Source organism: Solirubrobacter ginsenosidimutans (genome assembly GCF_027587205.1).
The window spans coordinates 1-21864 of the sequence record NZ_JAPDOD010000085.1 but is presented as its reverse complement, the minus strand read 5'-3'; the positions used below and the strand labels follow the sequence as shown (position 1 = coordinate 21864).

The window sequence follows — 21864 nt, the reverse complement described above, 5'->3', positions numbered from 1 at the left end:
CGGATCCGGAATCGGCCCTGTAATTTGACCCCGCACCCACGCCGGGACGCCGCTAGAGCAGCTCAAGCGCGTCTCATGGCGCGAGCCCGCGAAGCCGACAGGCGGCCGCCGCCGCTTCCTCCCGCGACCGAACGTTGAGCCGGCGAAAGACGCCCTTCACGTGCGAGCGAACAGTCTCCGGAGAGACACTCAGCGTGCGCGCGATCTCCTCGGTGCTTCTTCCTTCGCAGACCAGGTCGAGCACCTGCCACTGCCGCGCCGTCAGAGGGCCGCCCACTGGTCTCAGATGCTCCCCCGATGCGGTTTCGGCGCGCAGTTGCTCGACCAGTCGCATCGCCATTCTCCGCGGGATGGCGGCCTCTCCTCTCAATGCGCCGACGATCGCCCGTGCCATCGACATCGGAGGCAGATCACTCTGAAGGCAACCGGCGGCGCCGACTTGCAATCCGAGGACACCGAGATCGTCGCTTTCCCCTCTGGTGAGGAGGATCACAACCACGCCAGGATTCGCATGCTTGATGCGCCGCGTAGCGGCAATCGCGTCCAGGCGCGACACTTCCATGTCGATGACGACCAGGTCCGGCTCGTGGTAGTCGGCGAGCTCGACGGCCTCCGTGCCGTCGAAGGCCTCCGCCACGACGATGACGCCGGCGCGCCGCAGTGCGCTAGTCAACGCATGGCGCGCAGGACCCCTGGCGTCGGCGACGACCGCGCGCCATTGAGTTGGATCGTCACCAAAGCCCTGCATGGGTCCAACGCTACGGAATCTCGCAAGTTGTCGTCGCAAACGACCAGGAGAAGTCCGCGCTGCTGTCCAGCTGTAGATGAACAGCGGATTCTCACTCGAGCAACTGCATCAGCGTGAACGTGCGGCGGCGAGCGGGAACCGATGGAATCGGCGGCGCGGCGGTGTCCGGCCGCCCGCGCACGCGCCATTGAGTACCCGCGCCGCACGCGCGTAAGCGGCCCGTCGCGCTCGCCGTCGTTGCGGTCATCACGCCCGTGTGTCGCGTTCTGGTTCTGACGTGATCGCTGCTGTTAGACACGCTTCGAGGCGCGTCAGTGGGACCGTCTGTCGGGTGCTCTCGATTCGGCACAGGTAGATCGAGCGGCCCGAGCGCTGGCCGGTCAGCGGGCGGTAGACGACGGCTGCAGGTGCCCGTGTGAGTGCGAGCTCGGGCAGCAGAACCACGCCCAGCCCATGGGCGGGGGATCGGAGGGGCGACTTCGCCGACGACTGCGGCGATCTCGAACAGGTTGCCGGTATCGCCGGTGTGGAGGAAGGCGACGTTGCTGCCCGAGCCGATGCGGCCGGAGCGGACGTGGTCGAGCAGGCCGGCGAACCCGTTGCCCGTGCGGCTGCCGGTCGCTGATTGCTTCCGAGCGGCTACCGACAGAACGGCGGCGGTGGCGATGGGGATGCAGATGCAGGCGTGGGCACAAGCGTGGTTCACCCAACCGCGGCTGTCGCGTTGAACGGCGGGCTTGCGCTGCGACGCTGGTCCGGCGCTCCGGGCGGGCGTCCGCCGCACTCGGTTAGGTTGAGCGAATGCGTCGCGATCCGTACCAGGTCCTCGAGGTGTCGCCGGGAGCGTCGTCCGAGGAACTGCATGACGCCTACCGGCGACTGGTCAAGCTGCACCATCCGGACCGCAACGGCGGTTCGGAAGAGTCCGCGCGGCGCTTCGCGGAGATCCAGGAGGCATACGAGGAGGTGCGCACGCGCCCGCGACCTCGAGCGCATCGGGCGGCGAAGGCCGCCGAGTCCGTCAAGGAGCGTATGGCGACGCTCGAGCGTGAGCTGCGTGAAGCGCAAGCGGCACGCGAGCGCGCCCGGCGCGACGCGCGCGAAGCCGCCCGCGACGTTGGCAGCGAGCCGCCTCCGGTAACGACAGAGGACAGCGTCGGCAAGATCCTCGGCGACATCCGTGAAGAGCTCGCCGACCGGATCGCCGAGGGCCGCCAGCATCCCTCCGTGCAGAAGGTCAGCGAGTTGATCGACGACGTGATCGCGCGCCTCGACCGCCGCTGACCCAGCGCGCCGAGAGCCTCAGCAAGAACGATCGAATGTCCTCAGATCGTCGACAACAATCACTTTCGCTGGTGCTTCAAAGGAGCAGTGCTCACCCGGCCGAGCGTTCGAGAGCGTCGGGCAACACTCTGCGCGACCGGGCTGCGAGGACCGCCTCGACCGCGCGCCGTCACCTGCCCGAAGGCGACAGCGCGCGCCGCGGTATGCCGGTCAGGCCGGAGCGTCGACCGGCACGCTAGGACCGTCCGGGAGGATCGTGACGGTCGTATAGCCCGAGTCGGGTTCGACGTCGATGATGCGTTCCTCGTGCGTTGCGGGGCCGTCCGGGAACGGGCTGCGCTGGACGACGAGCTCGAGGAGCAGGATCGCCGGGTTGATGCCCTGCGGGTTGTGTCGGCGCAGTTGCAGACGTTCCCCGGTTCGCACCGCGCACACCGCGCCCACGAGCAGGTGCGGACCGCCACCGACAGCGCGGACCCGCTCGACCGTCCAGTCGTGGCAACGCGCAGTGGAGGTCGGCACCGGGGGCAGGCACAGCGGCAGCGGGGACAACTTGTCGCACGGCAGTGGACGTACGACGGGTGTCGTTGGTTCTGAGGGGTCCGCGGATGCGGCGGCCGTAGCCACTGCGCCGCAGACGATGACACCCGTGAGGACGGCCGCGAGCCAGCGGCCGAGGCGGGGAGTGAGGATCGACATGGTGCATTCCTTGTGGGGGGTTGATCTGAACGTCCGGGTTCAGGGATTGAGGCAGCCGGCGGCGGCGGAACGCCGCCTGAGGTGCGTCTCGATCAATTCGGCGCGTGACATCGCCCAGAAGCGTTCTGGCGTGTCAGTCGGACTGATCACGGCGATGTTCGTGCGTGCCGCCTCAACAGGCGGAGAGGTCGACATTGGCGGCGTCCATCGCGCGGTCCGCGTCCCGGGTCGCGGCCTCGGACAGGTCCCGCTGCCCGAAGAAGGCCAGAGTGTCCGCGAGCCCGATGAAGAAGCGGGCTTCGTTCATGTGCTTCTGAAAGGACGCCTTCGCGTTCGCGTTGGCGCAGTTGATCTCGGCGCTGGCCGAGGCGGCGGTGATCGCCAGGGCGGTGGCCGCGAGCGTCGCGATCGCGGCGGGTGGGGCGAGGCGTGAGACGAGTCTCATCGTTACCTCCGTGGTTGTGGGTAGCCGCTTCGTGCGGCGCTCCGTGCGGCCAGCGCCGGGAACCGGCGGTCCTGGCGAAGGAGTTCGGGTGGGGACGACCGTATGCGCGGGGAGGCCCAGCTACATCGGCCACCTGGTTGATATTGAGGCCGCCGTGGGGCTATTTCCGCGCCGGGCAGCACTCGGCCGGCCGGACGTCAGTGGTGGCCGCTTCTGCACGGCGTTTGCCCGGCGTCGCGCTCGCGGGGCGGGCCGATCGCGTGCGCGAGTCGCGGATGGTGTGACACGACGCGCTGTTTCACGGCGGCGCCGATTTGCGGCGCCGGGCAGCGCGGCATTGCGGTCTCCGAGGACCGTGCGACGGCCCAAGCGTCGTCGCTCGGCGCGGAATGAGTCGGCAGCTCGCGGCGTCATTAGGGTCGAGTTGGACCCATGAGTTCAAGAGGAGAGACGCGCCAGTGAGTGAACGCGATCGACTTGCGCCCGGCACGCCGGGATCCTGGGTGGGGTGAAGGCGGTGGAGTTGCCGTCTCGGCAGCGCGGGACGGAGCATGAGTTGCCCGGGCAGCTGACGACGTTGATTGGCCGTGAGGGGGATCTGAAGGCCGTGGCGGCGAGGTTGTCGTCCGCGCGATTGCTGACGCTGACCGGGGCGGGAGGTGTCGGCAAGACGCGTCTTGCCGTCGAGGCCGCCGCGCGTGGCGTTGCCGGCTTTCCTGACGGGGTGTGGTGGATCGCGCTAGCGGGTCTCGACGACGCCGGTGCCGTGGCGTCGACGTTGGTGCAGACGTTGGGATTGCGTCCGCTTCCCGGTCGGGGCGAGCTGGATGTTGTGGTCGCGTTCATGCGCGAGCGGCGTGCGCTCCTCGTCATCGACAACTGCGAGCATCTGGCCGAGGAGGTTGCTCGTGTGTCGTCGGCGCTGTTGCGAGCGTGCCCGTCGCTTTCGGTGCTCGCGACCAGCCGGGTGCCGCTGGCGATTCCGGGGGAGATGTGCTGGGAAGTACCGCCGCTCGCGCTGCCGTCCGAGGATGGCGTGGCTGGGCTGCAGGACTCGGCGGCCGCTCGACTCTTCATCGAGCGGGCGGGGCGCGTCGATCGCGGCTGGCGGCTGGCTGATGAGAACGCGCGGGCGATCACGGAGATCTGCCGGCGGCTTGAAGGGATACCGCTGGCCTTAGAGCTTGCCGCGGCCCGCGTGGCCGTGCTCGCCCCCGAGGCGATCGCACGTGGGCTCGATGATGCCCTGAGCCTCCTCAGCGCGAGATCGTGCGTCGCGGAGGCGCGCCAGCAGTCGTTGCGGGCGTCGCTCGACTGGAGTTACCGGCTGCTGCCGGAGGACGCGCGCTGCGTGCTGCGACGGCTCGGGGTGTTCAGCGGCGGCGCGTCACTCGAACTCGCCCGCGAGGTGTGCGCTGCCGGCGGGCTCGCAGAAGGCCAGATCCTGCCGGTGCTGGACACGCTCGTCGCGCACTCGCTGGTTCGCGTCGAGCGGCACGGGACGACCGTGCGTTACCGATTGCTGGAGACGGTGCGCCAGTACGCGCTGGGCCGCCTGGAGGACGCGGACGAGTCCGGTCTGATCCTGGATGGCCATCGTGACGCGTTCTTGGCCCTGGCCGAGCGCGCGCGCCGCGAGGTGCTGACGCCGCGCCAACCGGAGGCGTTCGCTGCGCTCGACGCGGAGGCGGCGAACCTTGCCGTGGCGCTCGAGCGGGCACTCGAGACCGATGGTGTGAGGGCGTTGCGGATGTGTCTCGCGCTCGACTTCTGGTTTCGCGCGCGAGCCCGTTTCCGCGAGGCCGACAACGCGTATGCGCGCGCCCTCGGAGCGAGTGACCCGCCGCCGCTACTGCGGGCAAAGGCACTCGCCGCGTGGGCGTGGATCGTGGGTAGCGCGGGCGACTTCGGGCGCGCGAACGCGCTGGCGGCGGAGGCCGCGGCCGCCGCGGAGGACACGGGAGACCAGGGCGCGGTTGCCGCCACGCTGCTCGTACTCGCCAACCAGCGTTTCTTCACGGACCCGATCGCGGCCGTGGAACTGTTGCAGCGCTGCCGTGACCTCGCATCTACCGTCGGGGACGAGTACATCTCGGCGCGCGCGGACGAGATGCTGCGCGGCGCGGCGTGGTTTCAGCAAGACGCGGGCGCATGCCACGCGGGGTGCGACGAGCTGCGCTTCCGGCTCGAGCAGCTCGGGGATCGCGAGACGCTCGCCTGGTTCTGGTTCGAGCAGGCCGCGGTGCGCTACCCCGTGGGCGAGCACGAGGAAGCGGTCGGCCTCCTAACCCGAGCCGTCTCCGTAGCGGGCGAGACCGGCGAGGCGATCGCCGATCGCGCCGCCAGCAGCTACCTCGCCCTGATCGACCTCGCGGCCGGTCGTGCCGATCGCGCGCTCGACGCGCTGCTGGCAATCCATGCGCGCGCGCTGCTGCATGGCGGCAGCTTCGCGCTTCCTTGGATCGAGCTGCTGGTGGCGCAGGCCGAGGCCGGTTGCGATCGGCTCGAGGCCGCTGGCGCACGGTTGGCGACCCTGGTGCAGATCGAGGCCCGGGGCGCTGCGCACGCGCTGGCATGGGCAGCCGCCGAGCTGTCGGAAGTCCTAAGGCTTCTTGGCAAGAACGACGAGGCGACCCGCCACGGCGCCCGCGCGCTCGAGCACGCCCGCCGGCTCCGCAACCCATGGCTCACCGCGAAGGCGCAGGTGACGCTCGGCCAACTGGCGGCGGGGCGCGGGGATACCGCCGAGGCCTACGAGCTCTGCCACGACGCGCTCGCCACAATCCAGGAGCATGGCTACCGGCTCGAGCTGCAGCCCGCGCTGCACGCGCTGGCTGGGCTGGCGGCAGGGAGCCAGTGCCATACCGAAGCGGCACGGGTCCTCGGAGCCGCGGAGCGCGCCCGCCGCGAGCTCGGGTTCGTCGTGTGGCCCGCCCAGCGCGCGGCGCACGCCCAGCTCACGGCGCGCGTCAGTGAAGCGCTTGGCCCGGAGGCATTCGAGCGAGCGCGGTCCCAGGGTGCCGCGCTTGACCTCGACGACGCGATCACCTGGCTCCGGCGCGCCCGCGGGCCGCGCAAACGTCCCAAACGCGGATGGGAAAGCCTGACGCCCACCGAGGTCGAGGTCGTCCGCCAAGCCGCCGCCGGTCTGACCAATCCCGAGATCGCCGAACGACTGTTCATCGCCCGCGCGACGGTCAAGACCCACCTCGCGCACGTCTACGCGAAGCTCAGCGTGCACAACCGCTCTCAGCTCGCCGTCCAGGCCACCGCACGCCTCCAGCCACGCGAATAGCCCGGCCGGACAACGCCCACACCTATTCGCCATCCCGACCATCCTCGGAGGTCAGGGAGCGGAGTATTGCTGCGATGAGATTGCCGAGACGTGACTCGACTCCCGTCGTCGCCACGATCTCACGGAGCTTGGAGGTGGACGTCCGCAGCCTCGAGTCGTGCTCGAAGTGGCGGCCCAAGAGACGTCGATCGCATGATTGTCACGCCCGGTAGCCGGGTGACGGAGTTGATTGAAGGCTGCTGGCTCCACGTTGCTGTACGCCCCGCAGTCCGTGCAGGCGCATTTTCGGGGCGTGCTGGAGCGACTGACGCTGATCGCGTGGCCGGCGACACGGAGTGCGGGGACGCCGACGCGCAGGGTTCGCCACCTAGTCGTACGGCGCCGCTACGCCGGAAGGGTGTGGACGATGATGCGGCTTAGCGCCTCCCCCACCCACGCGCCCGTTCCGGCCGACAGCGACAGCTATACACCTGCGCCGTGCGGCGCCGCCGCCGTGGGGATGGCGTTGTCGATGAGGACGACCGCGATGGCGGCGGCGGTGGCGAAGGTGTCGGTGTCGAGGACTCGGCTGCGGGCCGAGGCGCCATCCAGGAGCAGTGCCAGTTGCTCGCCGAGTTGCTCGGGGTCGGTGGCGCCGGCCTCGCGGGCGGTTTCGGTGAGCCGTGCCGCAAAGGCCTGCTTGTAGTCGCGGGCGTAGACGCGTGCCGGGTGGCCCGGGTCGTGGATCTCGACGGCCGCCGCGATGAACGGACACAGCGGCGCGTGGACGTCGAAGGCGGCGAGGAGTCGTTCGCGGGGTGTGAGGTCGGTGCGGTCGAAGACCTCGGGCAGGATGTCGGGATCGAATCGCCGGAGGTGTTCGGCGATCAACTCGTCCTTGCCCGGGAAGTGCTGGTAGAGCGTGCGTTTGGACACCTCTGCCACCGCGCAGAGCTGGTCTATGCCGGTGGAGTTGATGCCTTGATCGCGGAACAGTTGTTGTGAAGCGCTGAGGATGCGTTCTCGTGCGCCCCTTCCGCGGCGCAGGCCTCGCGGCCCTTTCTCCAACTCCGTCATAGCCCTGATGGTACCGACCGGTGTGCATAGTCGCGACCACCTGTTACGTTAAGCACTCGGATCGGTGTACTTAGCATCGGGACGACCAATCGAATGGAGTGATATGGGAAAGCTCGATGGCAAGGTCGCGGTGATCACAGGTGCGACAAGTGGCATGGCCCTGGCCGGTGCCAAGTTGTTCGTGGACGAAGGAGCGCACGTCTTCATCTCGGGCCGACACAAGGACGCGCTGGACGAAGCCGTCGAGCTGATCGGCCGCAACGTGACCGGCGTGCAGGCCGATTCGGCCGACCTCGACGATCTGGACCGTCTGTTCGACACGGTCAAGCAGGAGAAGGGCACGATCGACGTGCTGTGGGCAAGTGCCGGCGTGGGCCATGCGAGCAGCCTTGCCGAGATCACCGAGGAGCACTTCGATGCCGCCTTCTCGCTGAACGCGCGCGGCACGCTGTTCACGGTCCAGAAGGCGCTGGGACTGTTCAACGACGGAGGCTCGATCTTCATGACCGGGTCAAACGCCTCACTCAGGGGCTACCCCAACTGGAGTGCATACGCAGCGAGCAAGGCCGTGCTGGCCGTCTTCGCGCGGGCGTGGGTGGCCGAGCTGAGGGACAGGAAGATCCGGGTGAACGTGCTCACCCCCGGCCAGGTCGAAACGCCGATGATGCAGGCAGTGATGACCGACGAGATCAAGGCGCAGTTCGAGTCCCTGATCCCACGGGGAAAGATGGGCCGCCCTGAGGAGATCGCGTCCGTCGCGTTGTTCCTCGCCTCGGACGACTCGAGCTACGTCAACGGCCAGGAACTGGTCGTCGACGGCGGCACCACGGTTATCTGAGCGCCTCGCCGGCGGTCGTCAGCACCGCGATCACCGCTCGACAACATGACCAACGAATTCAGAAGGAAGAGCACCATGAAAATCGCAACGCTAGGCCGCGGGACCATTGGCGGAACGCTCGCGCGACTCTGGGCACAAGCGGGGCACGACGTAACGACGTTCGGGCGTGACGGCGGCGACGTCAGCGACGCTGAGGTCGTCTTGGTAGCCGTGCTGAGCGAGGCGGTGCCCGACGCGCTTGGCCGGGTAACCGGACTCGAAGGCAAAATCGTTCTCGACGCCACCAACCGAATGGCTGCCGCGCCGCCCGCCGGCTATGCGTCAATCGCCGAATACATAAAGGCGCAGACAGGCGGGCCGACAGCGAAGGTCTTCAACCTGAACTTTGGAGCGCTGCTCGAGCAGGCAGCTGAAACCGCGCCAAAGCCCGGCAATATCTGGGTGGGCGATGAGGGCGCTCGCGTCGCTGTCGAGCAACTCACTCGTGACATCGGCATGGAGCCGCTCCACGCCGGCCCACTCGAACTCGCCTCCGCAGCGGAGACATTCGCCCTCATGCTCGTGAACATCGTCCGCGACCTCGACCAAGGACTCCTGTACTACCGATTCGCGCCGCCTCAATCCTTCTAGCCGATCCGCATTTCGGGACTTCCCTCCGAACGGACCTGACAGACCCTGATCTGGCTAGCGACAGGTTTGGTCGCGCGCCCGTAACCGACTCTCCAAGTCCCCCTCTGCGGACGCGTGTCGGGGAGCGACACCGATCCGTCGATTTGCAGCACTCTGCACACAGGTTGGCGTGATCGTTTCCGTCAATGGCCGCCCCCGCCGACTTGGCGCCGCATCGCCGACGCTCTTGGCTTGGTGGTTGCGAAGGCCGAGATCTACAGCCCTGGTCCACGGTGCCCCGAATGAGCGAAGCGGTCGAAAAGATCAGGGTGAAGTCCCGATTGCTCTCATGCCAGGCGCCGAGGTAGCGTGCGGGATTCGTAATGACACATCCTCCCGGTCGATCCACGACGTCATGAGATCGCCTTGGCGCAAGTTGCCGCCATTTATGGAACGCACGCTGGTCGACGACGTGCTGCTGGCCGTGTGCATCCTCGTCGGCGCCGCCCTGGGAGCCCTCGTATTCGGTGCCGACGGCGCGTCTGCGCAGGGGTTCGTCATCGGGGCCGTGACGGTGATCGTCGTCCTCCAGGTACTTCGCTTCGTGGTGCGCCGCGTCGGGACGAATCGAGACGAGTAGGGCGACGGTCAACCAGAACCCGGCCGAACCTGCAGCGACGCGATGCGCTCCGGGTCGCCACCCTCGAGACTGGTCCGTTGATCCTCCCGCAGTCGGGAGGCCCATGGCCCGAAGATCAGCCCGAGCGAGTTGGTCACGGACCTGGTTGGCTTACGCCGTAGCCGCCGCGATGACGCTCGCCCGTCCATTCCAGTGGTTCCAGCATTAGCACGCGCCTGCCGGTCGCCGTTCCACGGGCCGTGACGATCGAGTCCGGACCGCTCCGTATGGCTGCCCCGCACGGCCCCACGCGCGGACCTGTCATTGAACGCGGATCGGCAGCTCGCGGCTCGTGGTGACCGGATTCCGGTAGGCGTGAATCTCCAAGATGTACGGGCCTGGTCCGAGGCCGCCACGTTCGGGAAAACGAACGTCCAGCGTCCTGTCGCCGGCAGCCAAGGTCGCACGTGCGAGCGTGTCGAAAGCCTGGTCGCTGTCGATCAGCCTTATCGTGACCCTGGCCGCCGTCCGCAACGTGACCGAGAGGTGGTAGGTGGCACCCGCCCGCGCTCGTCGAGGTGCGTGGGCAGCCACCACGAGCGGCAGCTGCGCGAGGCCGGTGGCAACCACGAGCTCGCGGCTCAGCGACACGACGTCGAGGCGGCCGTCCTCGTCGAGATCTCCGGCCCGTGAATGGTCGGCGCCAAGAGAGGGACGGAACCAGACCTCCGAGCGCGCAACGAACCCGCCCTGCCCATCGCCCTGCAGCCATCCGACGGCGTGCCGAAAGAGATTCGGAGAGACGGAACCGTGTTGTGCGCCGATCGCCGCATCTGGGCGACTGTCACCGTCGACATCCCCGATCTCGAGGCCGTTCAGCAGGTCATCGTCGGCCCACGCGAGCTTGCGCGCGGCAAAACGCCCGTTCCCGAGCCCGCGATTGAACCCGAGCGTCCACGGCGATCCCGTGCCCACGACGCTCGTCGACACGACATCGGAGTCGCCATCGCGATCCATGTCCGCGGCAGCGAACAGGTAGTTGAAATAGCCGTCGTGCGGCGGGGATGCAATCGTGAGCGCGGGAGAGAACCGTCCCCTGCCGCGGGCCAGCAGGACACCGAGAGGACCGTCGAGGCGGTTGCTAACGAGCGCGACAAGGTCTTGCCGGGCATCGCCATTGAAATCCCCGTTCGACAGCATGTCTGCGACCTCGACGGGCAAGCGGAGCCGCGACGGCCGGACGTTGCCGTGACCGTCGCCGCGGAACACTTTCCAGCCCTCCCCCACGGCCCGGGCAACGATATCCAGCGCGTGGTCGCCATCGACATCGAAGACGCGGACCCGAGGACCGCTGACCGACGACGCGAGCAGCGCATGGATCCGAGGCACCCCGCCCGCCACGTCAACGACCACGGTCGCGTCGCCCACGATCAGCACCACATCGTCAGTGCCGTCGCCGGTGAGATCCGCCGTCGCGGCAGCCTGCACCCCAGCTCCGACGTCAAGACTCGTCGGCGACCCCAGCCCACCGTGCCCGTCACCGGCGAAGACGAGCAGCCGTCCGCTGTCCCCCGCGAACGACTCCACACCGACCACGACATCAGCGTGACCATCACCCGTGACATCGGCGATCGCCAAGCAACTCGTCTGCTCGCTGGGAACCAGTGGCACAGCCGTGCGCACCAGTCGATAGGCCTGCGCGCTGGTCGGCACCAGGAACGCCGGCGTGCACAGCGCCAGCGCTAGGGCAGCGCTGCCGATGATGTGACCCAAGCGACGAGCAACCCGGTCGGCTCGCGATCGCCGACTGCGGCGGGATACTGGAGATTCCGGGGCACGCCCCGCTGCGTCGCATCCCGTGGCCGCGCCGCATTTCCCGATGCCGTGCCAACGACACCGTCGATGGAGCACCCAGCGCGGCCATAACGCGCGTTCCACACGTCGACACTAACGCGATCGAAGACCCGCCGCAAAGTCTCACCGCGTGGGGCGGACCAGCGTGTGGAGCGCCTTGACGGGCAGGCTGCGTCTACGGCGACGCGCAGATGACACTGATCATGAGCTGGCGGGTGAGGCCGTCATGGTTGCCCGCATCGTCAGCGTGCCGTTTGGCGCCGGGAATGGCACCGACGGCGATGTGTTTGAGCATCCGCCGCAGGGGATCGCCGTCGCAGGCCTCCTAGGGTGCGGATCCCACATCCTCTTCAAGGACACGTGGCGGAGGATCGGAGTGATTCCGGCGGCGCTCGGAGGTCTCGATCGCGCGGCTGTGGCGTGTCATGCGTGGCGGGTCGAGCACGGATCGCGCGGTGCGACACGTCGCACCGGTTTTGGTGCGGATAGGCTGATGATCCCGAGGTCAGCATCCTCGCCCCGCGCGACGGGCAGACGCTGGCGGCTGCCAGTCCGATGCGCCTGTGGGGCGCGGCCACGACGAGCACCATGCCCAGCGATGCGGCGCGCTGGCTTCTCGACGGCGACGAGGTCGCCCAGGGCCTTGACGCGTTCATCACCGCGCCCAAACCCGGCGAGCATCGCGCCACGCTGATCGTCAAGGCGCCGGACGGCACAGCCGAAGTGTCCCTCGCGTTCACCACGATCGAGTTCGGTGAGGAGCGAGACGAGGACTGACGCACGCAGCGCGTAGCGACGCTTCGGGCGCCAGTTCAGTGCCGGCGCTTCGGTCCCCAGCGGTGCATGATCGCGACCGCGATCGCGCCGACGAGGACTCCGAGCAGTGCCGAGGCGGCGGTGTTGGTCAGCCAGGCTGCAACACCGCCGAGCGCTTCGTGGACGTCCTCTTCGAGGTGATGGACGAGGTCATAGGGCGCCGAAAGGCCGAGCTCGTCGAAACCCACCAGGAGGATGTGCCCACCGACCCAGAGCATCGCGGCGATCCCGACGTTCGCGAGCACCGACAACACGACCGGCATCGCCTTCAGGAGGGCGCGACCGCACGCCGCGGCCGCCCCGTCCCGAGTCGTGGCCAGGTGCAGCCCGACATCGTCCATCTTCACGATCAGGGCGACGACCCCATAGACCCCAACGGTGATCGCCAAGGCGACGAACACCAGGATCAGCGCCCGGGAGAGCAGCGGCTCGTCGGCGACCTCGTTGAGCGATATGACCATGATCTCCGCCGAGAGGATGAAGTCCGTGCGGATCGCGCTGGCCACCAACGCGTCCTCGTGCTCGGGTCCCTGAGCGGCGGCCGGCGAGTCCTCCTCGTGGGCGTGCGGGCTGAACAGCTCCCACAGCTTCTCGGCGCCTTCGAAGCACAGGTAGACGCCACCGATCATCAGGATCGGGTTCAGCAGCCACGGCAGCAACTCACTGAGCACCAGCGCGACTGGCAGGATCAGCAGGATCTTGTTGCGCAACGAGCCGACGGCGATCCGCTTGATCATCGGCAGCTCGCGCTCGGGCCGGAAGCCCTGGACATAGCGCGGGGTGACCGCGGTGTCATCAATGATCACGCCGGCCGCCTTCACGCTCGCGCGGCTCGCTCCGGCGGCGACGTCGTCGACCGAGGCCGCGGCCGCGCGCGCGATCGCCGCGACGTCATCGAGCAACGCCGCGAGTCCCGCACTCATCAGCGGTCTTCCTGCCTGCGCAGGCAGATCACGACCGACGTACTCCCATGGCTCTCATCTCGGCGCGAAGCCTAACCGCATGACCGCCTCGACCAGTCGGTGCCACCTCAGCGACGCCGGCGGCTTCCGGACGAATGCTCGCCTTGGCGCCCAACGCGGGCGCCAGGGGAAGAACTGCCGCCGGCGTCGAAACTGGCCACATCGCGCACGGCCCGCGTCACCGCTGCCAATCGTCCATTGCGGCGATTCTGCGGCCGGCTCGTACGCCGACACGGTTGCGCGACGCAGGGCAGCACGCGCTGCCTAGGACTGGCGCTTCGGCTCGAGGATCACGACGGCGGTCTCCATCGAGCGGCGCGAGGCGTAGGCATCGAGGTGCTTGTTCGTCTGTTGCCATCGGCTCCACAGGCGCTCGCGCTCTTCGCCCTGTGCCGCCCGGCCGGTGACCTGCCGAGGACCGTCGACGAGGTCGACCATCGCATCGGGATGGGCCTGGAGATTGAGCCACCAAGCCGGCTCGGCGTCGCCCCAGCCGTTCATCGCCATGGTGACGAGGTTCGGACCGTCCTCGAAGTAGCCGAGCATGACGGCGCGTTCCTGTCCCGTCCGCCGTCCGATCGTTGTGAGGCGCATGCCACCCCAACCCTGGGGCTTCGGTCGCCACAGACCACGTCGGCCGCCGGTCCAGCGGTACAGGCAACGATGGATGACCCAAGCGAGCTGGATGAACCACCGGGGAGGAAGTCGTCCTCTGTCGGGTTTCGCGGCGCTCACACTGGTCAGAACCTACATCTCGACGAGCGCGACTGCCGCCAGGCGGCGCACTTCAAAGGCTGGACGCCAGCGGGCCGATTGGAGCTTGCGCGCAGCCAGCCTGTCGCGGTCCGGCTCGCGGACGGCCGCGTCCTGCTCGTTGGCGGACAGGCGTCGGTCGACATCACAGCCGCGGCCGGCATAGCGGCCATGTCGTCGTCGGTCTCCTCGACGGATCGCTGCTCGTCGCGGGCGGCGGTCGTGCCGAAGCGGAGCGACTGATGCCTGGCCCGGTCTACCGCCCACACCCTCGACGGCGCCGACCGCCACGCCGACGCCGGAACCCGACCCTCTCCCACCGGCTGCCAACTTCGCGCCGCCCGTAATCGCGCCGCCGACGCACAAGGCCCACCCCGTCGGGCGGCTCGCGTTCGCCGGCCTGCCCAAGCGACTCAAGGTCAGTCGCACCGGCGTCATCACGCTCAAGCTCAACTGACCACCGCGAGAACACAGCGCTCGATCACGGTGCGGCGCAAGGTCCCGGCAGGTGCTCAAACACCAAAGGTGGCGCGCAGCGTGCTGCCAGGGCTTCTCGATGTCTCACGGCTTGGAGCCGTGGATGACTGGGGTGTCGCCTTCGGCGTAGACAGCTGATGCTGCCGGGCCGGCGCAGCAAACCGCGAAAAGGACGGCGACCGCGGCCAGCACACGGCGAGGATGCGACAGGTTCATGACGACTCCGATGATCGTTCGGGCGAGAACTGCCACGCTATGCGCGACGCATCGCCGGATCAATCGGAGCGGCACCCTGAAGTTAGTGGCCGCCGAACAGGCCCAAGCGAGAAGTCCATTGACGTCCACGACGCGGTCCGTCGCAGGGCGCGAGCTGTGACATCGCGCCGGGCCTTCAGAGTCCGGGCGGGCGTTCGCGCTCCCACTCATCCAGCGCCGAGAGCTCGAGCTCCCAGCCCCGTCCGCAGACGTCGACACGGCCGTGGACGTAGCTGAACCACAATCGCTCGTGCACGCCGGGAATCTGGACCGAGAGCTCCTGCGCGTCGAGGGTCAGCGCGCTGATGGCGACCTCGTGACCGACCCGCACGAGCGCCGCGAACGGGATCTCGGGCGGCGGGCCCGCTCTTCCGCTCACCACGCGTGCACCGGGTCGACGCCCGGGTCGAAGGAGAACGCCTCGACGGCGCGGCAGTCCAGCGCCTGGTTATGGCTGTCACGAACTCACCCCTCTGTCCGGTCTTCGCTGATGCACCACCGCGGCGAGGTCCTTGACCAAGCCGCCTGAGCGACGCGGAGCCACGAACAGGAGCGTGCGATGACAACGCAATCGATGCGATCAATTGCCGGGGTACGTGTGCCTGACTCGCCCCTGATCGCAGAGGCAATCGGTTATGCGCAAGGGCTGTCCGAGCCGTATCTCTTCAACCACGCCATGCGGTCCTGGCTCTTCGCCGCAAAGATCGGGCAGGTGCAGGCGATCGAGTGCGACGAGGAGGTCGTGGCCGTCGGCGCCATTCTGCACGACATCGGGCTTACGGACGGCGTGGGTGGCGACAATCGCTTTGAGGTCAACGGCGCGAACGCGGCCCGGGCGTTCATCGGCGAGCGCGGCCTGTCGGATCGCCGGGCGCAACTCGTCTGGGATCTCGTTGCGCTCAATTCGACGGCCTCGATCGCGCTTCACAAAGAGCCGGAAGTTGCCCTCGGCACGATGGGCATCGGCCTCGACTATGGCGGCTTCGGCTTCGAAGCACTGATCCCGCCCGAGGACATGGCCGCGATTCTCGAAGCGTTCCCGCGGCTGAAGATGAAGCAAAGCTTTGCGGAGACGTGCCGCCATCTCGTCGAAGCGAGGCCGGAGACAAGCTCGGACAACTTCTTGCGCGATTTCGGCGAGCGTTTCGTGCCCGGTTACCAACCCGTGTCGACCGTGGACCTGCTGATGAATGCGCCGTTTGCTGAATAGCTCAATCACCGGGCAACGGCGTCGCGTGAGCTGCTCGACCAGGCACCGGACGCCTACGCACGAATCAGCCACGGCCACGGCAAGACAGTGGTCACGATGGGAACCCGAATCTGTGAGGTCGAGATGACCCTTGGCGAAAACGCCGCGAACCGCGCAGTCGATGCGCTCGAGTCGGTCGAGGCGCTCGACCGGACCGCACTGAAGCTGGCCGGGGCGGTGGGCAATGCCGTTCCCGTCGGGGTGCTGCGAGACGCGCTTTCCGGCACATGGCTCGGGCACGCGCTTCATCCGTTGCTGACGGATGTCGTCATCGGGTCGTTCCTCAGCGCGACGCTGCTCGACCTGCTCGGCGGCGACGACACCGGCCGCGCGAGCGAGCGCCTCATCGCGGTCGGCCTCGTGACCGCGGCGCCGACGGTCGCCAGCGGTCTGAGCGATTGGGCCCTGACCGTCGACGGCGACCGCCGCGCTCGCCCGGTCGGGCTCGTCCACGCGAGCGCCAACCTCACGGCGACCGCGTTGTACGCGGCCTCGCTCGCCGCACGGCGCCGCGGCGCCCCCGGGCGCGCCAGGTTGCTCAGCCTCACGGGCGGCGCGGCGCTCTCGGTGGGTGGCCTCCTCGGCGGACACCTCGCGTTCACGCGCGGAGTCGGCGTCAACGAGACGGCCTTCGACGAGGGGCCGCGCGACTGGATGACGGTCGACACCGGGGAGTTGGAGGAGGGCAAACCGACCAGCGGGATGGCGGGCGACACACCCGTTCTGCTCCTGAGGCACGACGGGCATCTGCACGCGCTGCACGATCGCTGCTCGCACCGCGGTTGCGAGCTCAGCCACGGTCAGGTCGAGGGCGAGTCGGTCACCTGCCCCTGCCATGGCTCCCGCTTCAGCCTTCGCGACGGGTCGATCGAACGCGGCCCGGCGACTGTGCGCCAACCCGTGTTCGACACGCGCGAGAGCGACGGCCGGATCGAGGTCAGGCTCCGATTGACGTAGGCGACCGCGCCTGTCGTGTCGCCGTTGGTCATGTTGCGATCGTCCACTACGCTTCGTGAGTGGGTTCCGCGGCGACCCTTCTGATTTGGTTCCAGCTGCGTTCGCCGGAGCTGGCCGAGGACTTTGAGCGTCTTATGACGGCGGACCGCGACATCGTCCGCGGGTCGCTGGACACGATCTCGGATTGGCGACTTACCCGGCCGGCGGACGTACCCGGACAGTCCATCGGTCAAGCCGATTACGTGCTGATCGCGGAGATCGTCGAAGTGGAACGCTTCGAACAAGAAGCGAGCGAACACGTCCAACGGTTGGCGGACGACTTGGCGCATCTCGTCTCGAGCCGAGGGATGCTCGTCGTGCGTCCCGTCCTTTGAACTCGGCGGTGGGCGGAGGGCCGTCAGACCCGCCGTCGGTCGGGCCTTTGAGATGTCCCCGGTCACGCCGAGGCATTTCAAACACGGCGACACGGCTATCAGTGACCCGGTGACGCTTCAGCGCAGGTAGCGCTCCGGGATGAACGTGACCTGCTCGATCGCGGGTCGACGCGCGGGGCCGGCGCCGTCAAGGCGGCGGCGCAGGTCGGGCAGGTCGAGCTCGGTGGCGAAGAAGATCCGCTTGCGGGCGTGGAAGGCGGCCTCGCTGTCGGCGTCGCCGAGGCGGCTCACGCGGCCGGTCAGCAGCTCGTCGGCGGCGGTGGCCCAGCGGCGCGCGGTCGGCTCGTCGGCGCACGCCACGACCACGATCGGCGAGTGCCCGAGAGTGCGGTAGCGCTCGACCATCGTGTGCCAGCCGACCAGCAAGGCGTCGTAGCGCAGCAGCTTGCGCTGGTTTGAGTCCGAGCGCGGGTTGCCGGACCGGTCGAGCTCGACCAGCAGGTCGAAGCGCCGGCGGCGGCGATCGGCGCCGGTGAGGGCAACTTCGAGCGTGAGGTCGGGCTTGATTTGCTCGAAGCGGTCGATCTGCAGGCCGCTGATCCGTAGCGGCGACTCCAGCGGTACCTCGGGCGCTCGGGCTCGCCGCGGGGGCGGGACGATGACGCTCTCCCCCGCGCCGCGCTAGCCGCGCGCGGCGTGTGGCGTCTGGCGTCTGGCGCATCAGCGCGAACACCAGCGCGTTGGCGTGCAGGGCGTGCAGCGGTTTGAGCACGGACTCGAAGCGGCGCTCGACGAAGCGCGCCTGGTTGGAGATGTAGGGGCCGCGCGGGCCGGGCGTGTCGCGGGCGAGGTCGAAGCCGCGGCGGTCGAGCACGTAGACGTACTTCGGCTGGCCTCTCCCCTGCGGGCCGAAGCGGCACGTCGCCGAACAGGCGTTGACTCGGTAGCCGGTGGTCTGGAAGGCTTCGTGGTGTGACGGGCGAGACCGAGGGTGGTTCCGCTGCTGTCGGCGCATGGCAGTGGGATGTTGCGCTGTCGTTCGCGGGCTCGCAGCGGGAGTACGTCGAGCAGGTCGCCGCGGCGCTGAAGGCGACGGGGGTCAGCTGCTTCTACGACGCCGACGAGCAGATCGACATGTGGGGGAAGTACCTCGCCGAGGAGCTGCCTGCCATCTACAGCGAGCGAGCGGCGACAGTCGTGGTGTTCGTCTCCGCCGACTACGCCGCCCGGGATTGGACGCGACACGAGCGCCGGGCCGCACTCAATCGGGCGGTGCGCGAGCGGCGAGAGTACGTGCTGCCTGCTGCCTTTGACGACACACCCCTCCCGGGGCTCCTGTCGGACATGGTCGCGATCGATCTGCGCCGCCGGACCCCGCAGCAGTTTGCCGTCATGGTGGCCGAGAAGCTCGCGACCCTGGGGATCACCGCGCGGCCACTACCGGCCAATTCCGGAGCACGCCCCATCTTCCGGCGCGAGGAGCTCGCCGGCGCGCGCGTGCTAAAGGTGGCAAAAGACAGCGGCAAGGTAGCGCTCTGCACCCTCCACGGCGACGGCAGCCTGCTCGAGCGCTGGCTCCCTCTCTCCCCGGATGACGCGGCGACCGACGGGGAGGTCAGGGACGGCGGTTGGTCGGTCGTCGAAGAGGGCCGGCTACAGATCGTGGTCGGCAATTACTGGCTCCACCTGAGCGCAGATCCTTCCGGGCTCCATCGCGGAGTCGAGGCGTTGATCCTCGGTCGGGTCACCGTGAGGCGCGAAACGTTCGCCGCTGTGTTGGTCGACCCTCGTCCACTTCCTACGGCCGAGGCTTGGATGGCCATGAAGCTCGGCGAGCGCGGCGTTCGCCGCAGCTTGGTTTGCTGGGAAGGGGGCGCTCTCGATGAGCGCCATCTCTTCCGTGCCGACACGAGATCAAGGCCCGGCACCTGGAAGGCTGGCGACCGCGACTTAGTAGTACGTGTCGGTAAGTGGACGTTGACAACTAGGCCGTACCGGAACGTACCCGGAGTATGGCTGGGAACTGAGCGTACGAGTGCGGATGGTCCAGACGATGGATTCGCGCTCGTCCGATACGCCCCCACCGAGGCCCCGCATCATCTTCTCCCGTCCGAGCCACACGATGATCCAGCGGCAAGTGCACCGCGGCGAGAAGATGCACGCGCCTGACGACGAGCGTGGTTGACTGCGCGCGACGCCGCGCGAACGGTTGGGCGACGAGATCGTGGTCGGCCGGGGACGTGTGTGGAAGCCGGCAGACCTTCCCGCGCGCGCCGCGAATCGCGCGGCTCGGACGGTTGCAGCTGGCCACTCGCCGCCAGTCCAAGGGTTGGCATCTCCGACGCAGGCGAGCTGCGGTCAGCGGAACTGCCGCACCTGGGCGCTGCTGATACCGGCGCGGATGTCGCCGTGAAGCTCGACGACGACGACTTCAATCCCCCAGGCGCGCAGTGCCTCCGCCTTCCAGGACTTGCCCATGAAGCTCTGGGCGGCGACGTCGTCGGCGAAGGCGATCATCAGTCGGGCGGCGGTGCGCGTCTTGGCAATCGTGACAAGTTTGAACGCGTCCTCGGAGACCTTCTTCGGCTGACTGCCGATCATCTTGCCCTGATGGGCGAAGGCCTCGACCAGGACGTTGCCGTCGGCGGAGACGCCGTCGACCTCGCACCACGTGCCGTTGGCGAGGTCGACGCGCTGCTTGCTCAGTGGCACGCCGATCGCGTCAGCCACCGCCGCGATCATCAATGGCTCGGCTTCACGTTGAACCGCGCTGTCTCCCGGGTGGACGGTCGTTCCGCTGGTGGTGACAGGAGCGCCTGTGCTCATCGCGCGATGCAGGATCGGAGGTGAGCAGCCGACGAACAGGGGTGCGCGTCCGTGAGCCAAGACGTGCTCTGGCGAGACACGAGGACCACAGGGTTGTTTGTGCGGACCGAATCGAGGGACATCACTCCATGGTCGCGGATGGCGTCACGGCGCGAGGCAGACGATGCGAAAGGTGGATCGGTTCGTGGCTCGCGTCGTCGCGCCCGGACGACGTGCTGGTTCTCGAGGTTCCCACAGGATGTGATCTGGGGAATCTGACCGGAGTGGTGAAGGCCCCGACTTAGCGAGAGCCCGGTCGACGTCGCACGCGTCGCGCGGACTGGACTCGACGCTGGCCCAGCGGTACGGTCGGGTAGCGAATCAGCGGCGGGCGCTCCGCCGCGTAGCAGTGAAGGAGGACCATGTCTGACGTTGGGAAGACGAACATCGTCGTCATGTGGACGATGGGTCCGGATGACGTCGCCGAGGGCGATCGGATCTTCGAAAGCCACGTCGCTTGGATGGAAGGGCACCCGCGAAGTGGCGACACCGCCCTGCTGTCCTACAAGATCTCCAAGGGCCCAAAACTATCGAATCCGGTCGACCCGAACTCGGAGCCAACGGGCAACACGATCTTCGTACTCAGCGAGGTCTACGAGACGCCGGCCGGTGTGGACGAACACTGGAGGCAGGCGATGGAGACCTGGCAGGACCTTCCCGCCTTCATGGACTGGAGTGGCAGGGTGAAGGTCGGCACGCTGCACAGCGGCACGGTGGTCCAGGGCCTCTGGTAGCTGTAGGACCCGTTCACTCGTTCCTCGTCCGGGGCTGCTCCAGCGGGCGCGGCAACGCGGACACCAGTTCGCGCGAATCAGTGGAGCGCGTCGAGCGCTACTGCCCGCCTCATGTGCTCCTCCTTCGAGGCAGACGCGAAAGTGGTGCTTGTCGAAGAAACCGCACTGCGCTCCGACGGTTCCCAACGCTCGGCCGAGGTCGTCGAGCTGGTGCTCCGTTCAGGCGAAAGCGCTAGTGCGGGCGGCGCTGGTACTCAGCGACCCAGGCCGCCATACGTGCCGGGCGGCCGGCGCGTTGCCAGAGTTCCGGCAGCAGCGCCGTCAGGCCGTCCCACGAGGCTGTCGTGCGCCGAATCTGCCAGCCCGGGTCAGCAACGCTGCGGTTGCCCTTCTGGTACTGACAGCGCGCGCAGGCGGTGACCAGGTTCCGCTCCGCCTGCCAGTCGCCGCCGGTCGAGACCGCCTCCACGTGTTCGAGCGTCGTGGAGAGGTCCCAGTAGAAGCGGTGAGTGACGTCGCGCCTCCAGTTGGGATGCCAGGGAAACTCGGCGGGCAGCAGCTCGGACACGAGACCGAGCACGGGCAGCACAACCGTGCGCCTAGCGCAGTAGACGCACGTGAAGCGGTCGCGGCGGTAGACGGCTCCCATGACCGACCTCGACGGGCTTCGCGTCTGAACGCCAGCGCCCACCGGATACCGGCCCGGACGCTGGGACGCCGCGACGACCGGATGCGTGACGATCGTCTGACCGGCGATCGGAGCCAACGCGGCTCGTGCCGCGTGGTCGTCGTCGGCAATCAGCGCCCTCGCCGCGTCGGCGATGATGTCAACGTCGCCGTCTGTTGCGTGCACGCCACGGACGCTAGCCGTCGGCGCGGTTAGCGTCGACTCCGTTATTGCGTTGCGCGAATTTGCGGCTGCTCGCAATGGCGGCCGCGCGTCAGAGCACCCTCGCGTTCCTGTCGCGAAGCTAG

General features: G+C 68.2%; 22 protein-coding genes. 11 read left to right on the top strand and 11 right to left on the bottom strand.

Annotated elements, in window-relative coordinates:
* Positions 1-73: 73 nt before the first annotated feature.
* Positions 74-748, bottom strand: a complete 675-nt coding sequence (locus tag OM076_RS42555) for a LuxR C-terminal-related transcriptional regulator (RefSeq protein ID WP_270046301.1) — start codon at positions 746-748, stop codon at positions 74-76.
* A gap of 801 nt (positions 749-1549) precedes the next feature.
* Between OM076_RS42555 and OM076_RS42550 the strand changes: the two genes are divergently transcribed.
* Positions 1550-2032, top strand: coding sequence for a J domain-containing protein (locus tag OM076_RS42550; protein WP_270046300.1), 483 nt, complete (start codon positions 1550-1552; stop codon positions 2030-2032).
* A gap of 210 nt (positions 2033-2242) precedes the next feature.
* Here OM076_RS42550 and OM076_RS42545 read toward each other — a convergent pair whose 3' ends face one another.
* Together OM076_RS42545 and OM076_RS42540 are read right to left on the bottom strand one after the other, a co-directional pair.
* Complete coding sequence (locus OM076_RS42545; protein WP_270046299.1) at positions 2243-2554, bottom strand: hypothetical protein; 312 nt, start codon at positions 2552-2554, stop codon at positions 2243-2245.
* 349 nt (positions 2555-2903) lie between these two features.
* Complete coding sequence (locus OM076_RS42540) at positions 2904-3176, bottom strand: hypothetical protein (RefSeq protein ID WP_270046298.1); 273 nt, start codon at positions 3174-3176, stop codon at positions 2904-2906.
* Positions 3177-3684: 508 nt separating this feature from the next.
* Here OM076_RS42540 and OM076_RS46605 point away from each other — a divergent pair.
* Positions 3685-6471 (top strand): LuxR C-terminal-related transcriptional regulator, encoded by a 2787-nt coding sequence (locus tag OM076_RS46605; protein WP_270046297.1) that lies wholly within the window; start codon positions 3685-3687, stop codon positions 6469-6471.
* Between the two features lie 462 nt (positions 6472-6933).
* Here the strand turns inward: OM076_RS46605 and OM076_RS42530 are convergent, their stop codons facing one another.
* Positions 6934-7527: a TetR/AcrR family transcriptional regulator gene (locus OM076_RS42530; RefSeq protein ID WP_270046296.1), complete on the bottom strand. Its 594-nt coding sequence runs from the start codon at positions 7525-7527 to the stop codon at positions 6934-6936.
* A gap of 103 nt (positions 7528-7630) precedes the next feature.
* Here OM076_RS42530 and OM076_RS42525 point away from each other — a divergent pair, with 103 nt between their 5' ends.
* From OM076_RS42525 to OM076_RS42515, 3 genes are all read left to right on the top strand, one after another.
* On the top strand, positions 7631-8365 hold the full coding sequence (locus OM076_RS42525) for an SDR family NAD(P)-dependent oxidoreductase (protein ID WP_270046295.1): 735 nt from the start codon (positions 7631-7633) through the stop codon (positions 8363-8365).
* Positions 8366-8410: 45 nt separating this feature from the next.
* Positions 8411-8995 (top strand): NADPH-dependent F420 reductase, encoded by a 585-nt coding sequence (locus tag OM076_RS42520; protein WP_270046294.1) that lies wholly within the window; start codon positions 8411-8413, stop codon positions 8993-8995.
* Positions 8996-9422: 427 nt separating this feature from the next.
* On the top strand, positions 9423-9614 hold the full coding sequence (locus OM076_RS42515) for a hypothetical protein (RefSeq protein ID WP_270046293.1): 192 nt from the start codon (positions 9423-9425) through the stop codon (positions 9612-9614).
* 300 nt (positions 9615-9914) lie between these two features.
* Here the strand turns inward: OM076_RS42515 and OM076_RS42510 are convergent, their stop codons facing one another.
* Positions 9915-11366 (bottom strand): FG-GAP repeat domain-containing protein, encoded by a 1452-nt coding sequence (locus OM076_RS42510; protein ID WP_270046292.1) that lies wholly within the window; start codon positions 11364-11366, stop codon positions 9915-9917.
* A 636-nt stretch (positions 11367-12002) separates the two neighbouring features.
* On the opposite strand from OM076_RS42510, the gene OM076_RS42505 reads away from it, so the two are divergent.
* Positions 12003-12224, top strand: a complete 222-nt coding sequence (locus tag OM076_RS42505) for a hypothetical protein (RefSeq protein ID WP_270046291.1) — start codon at positions 12003-12005, stop codon at positions 12222-12224.
* Positions 12225-12259: 35 nt separating this feature from the next.
* Here OM076_RS42505 and OM076_RS42500 read toward each other — a convergent pair whose 3' ends face one another.
* From OM076_RS42500 to OM076_RS42490, 3 genes are all read right to left on the bottom strand, one after another.
* On the bottom strand, positions 12260-13186 hold the full coding sequence (locus OM076_RS42500; protein ID WP_270046290.1) for a DUF808 domain-containing protein: 927 nt from the start codon (positions 13184-13186) through the stop codon (positions 12260-12262).
* A gap of 303 nt (positions 13187-13489) precedes the next feature.
* Positions 13490-13819 (bottom strand): nitroreductase/quinone reductase family protein, encoded by a 330-nt coding sequence (locus OM076_RS42495; protein ID WP_270046289.1) that lies wholly within the window; start codon positions 13817-13819, stop codon positions 13490-13492.
* A gap of 1027 nt (positions 13820-14846) precedes the next feature.
* A complete protein-coding gene (locus OM076_RS42490) occupies positions 14847-15089 on the bottom strand; it encodes a hypothetical protein (protein ID WP_270046288.1) in 243 nt (80 codons plus the stop codon).
* Positions 15090-15269: 180 nt separating this feature from the next.
* Here OM076_RS42490 and OM076_RS42485 point away from each other — a divergent pair, with 180 nt between their 5' ends.
* The 3 genes from OM076_RS42485 to OM076_RS42475 all read left to right on the top strand — a co-directional run bounded on the left by OM076_RS42485 (position 15270) and on the right by OM076_RS42475 (position 17290).
* A complete protein-coding gene (locus tag OM076_RS42485; RefSeq protein ID WP_270046287.1) occupies positions 15270-15920 on the top strand; it encodes an HD domain-containing protein in 651 nt (216 codons plus the stop codon).
* A 123-nt stretch (positions 15921-16043) separates the two neighbouring features.
* Positions 16044-16916, top strand: a complete 873-nt coding sequence (locus tag OM076_RS42480; RefSeq protein ID WP_270046286.1) for a Rieske (2Fe-2S) protein — start codon at positions 16044-16046, stop codon at positions 16914-16916.
* A 59-nt stretch (positions 16917-16975) separates the two neighbouring features.
* Complete coding sequence (locus OM076_RS42475; RefSeq protein WP_270046285.1) at positions 16976-17290, top strand: hypothetical protein; 315 nt, start codon at positions 16976-16978, stop codon at positions 17288-17290.
* A gap of 117 nt (positions 17291-17407) precedes the next feature.
* Here the strand turns inward: OM076_RS42475 and OM076_RS42470 are convergent, their stop codons facing one another.
* Entirely contained in the window at positions 17408-17716 is a 309-nt protein-coding gene (locus tag OM076_RS42470; protein WP_270046284.1) for a hypothetical protein, read from the bottom strand.
* A gap of 546 nt (positions 17717-18262) precedes the next feature.
* Between OM076_RS42470 and OM076_RS42465 the strand changes: the two genes are divergently transcribed.
* Positions 18263-19459: a toll/interleukin-1 receptor domain-containing protein gene (locus tag OM076_RS42465; protein WP_270046283.1), complete on the top strand. Its 1197-nt coding sequence runs from the start codon at positions 18263-18265 to the stop codon at positions 19457-19459.
* A 189-nt stretch (positions 19460-19648) separates the two neighbouring features.
* Here the strand turns inward: OM076_RS42465 and OM076_RS42460 are convergent, their stop codons facing one another.
* Positions 19649-20020, bottom strand: coding sequence for a hypothetical protein (locus OM076_RS42460; RefSeq protein WP_270046282.1), 372 nt, complete (start codon positions 20018-20020; stop codon positions 19649-19651).
* Positions 20021-20517: 497 nt separating this feature from the next.
* Here OM076_RS42460 and OM076_RS42455 point away from each other — a divergent pair, with 497 nt between their 5' ends.
* Positions 20518-20889, top strand: coding sequence for a hypothetical protein (locus OM076_RS42455; protein ID WP_270046281.1), 372 nt, complete (start codon positions 20518-20520; stop codon positions 20887-20889).
* A gap of 232 nt (positions 20890-21121) precedes the next feature.
* Here the strand turns inward: OM076_RS42455 and OM076_RS42450 are convergent.
* Positions 21122-21864 (bottom strand): HNH endonuclease (locus OM076_RS42450; RefSeq protein ID WP_270046280.1); only part of this gene is annotated, 743 nt, incomplete at its 5' end.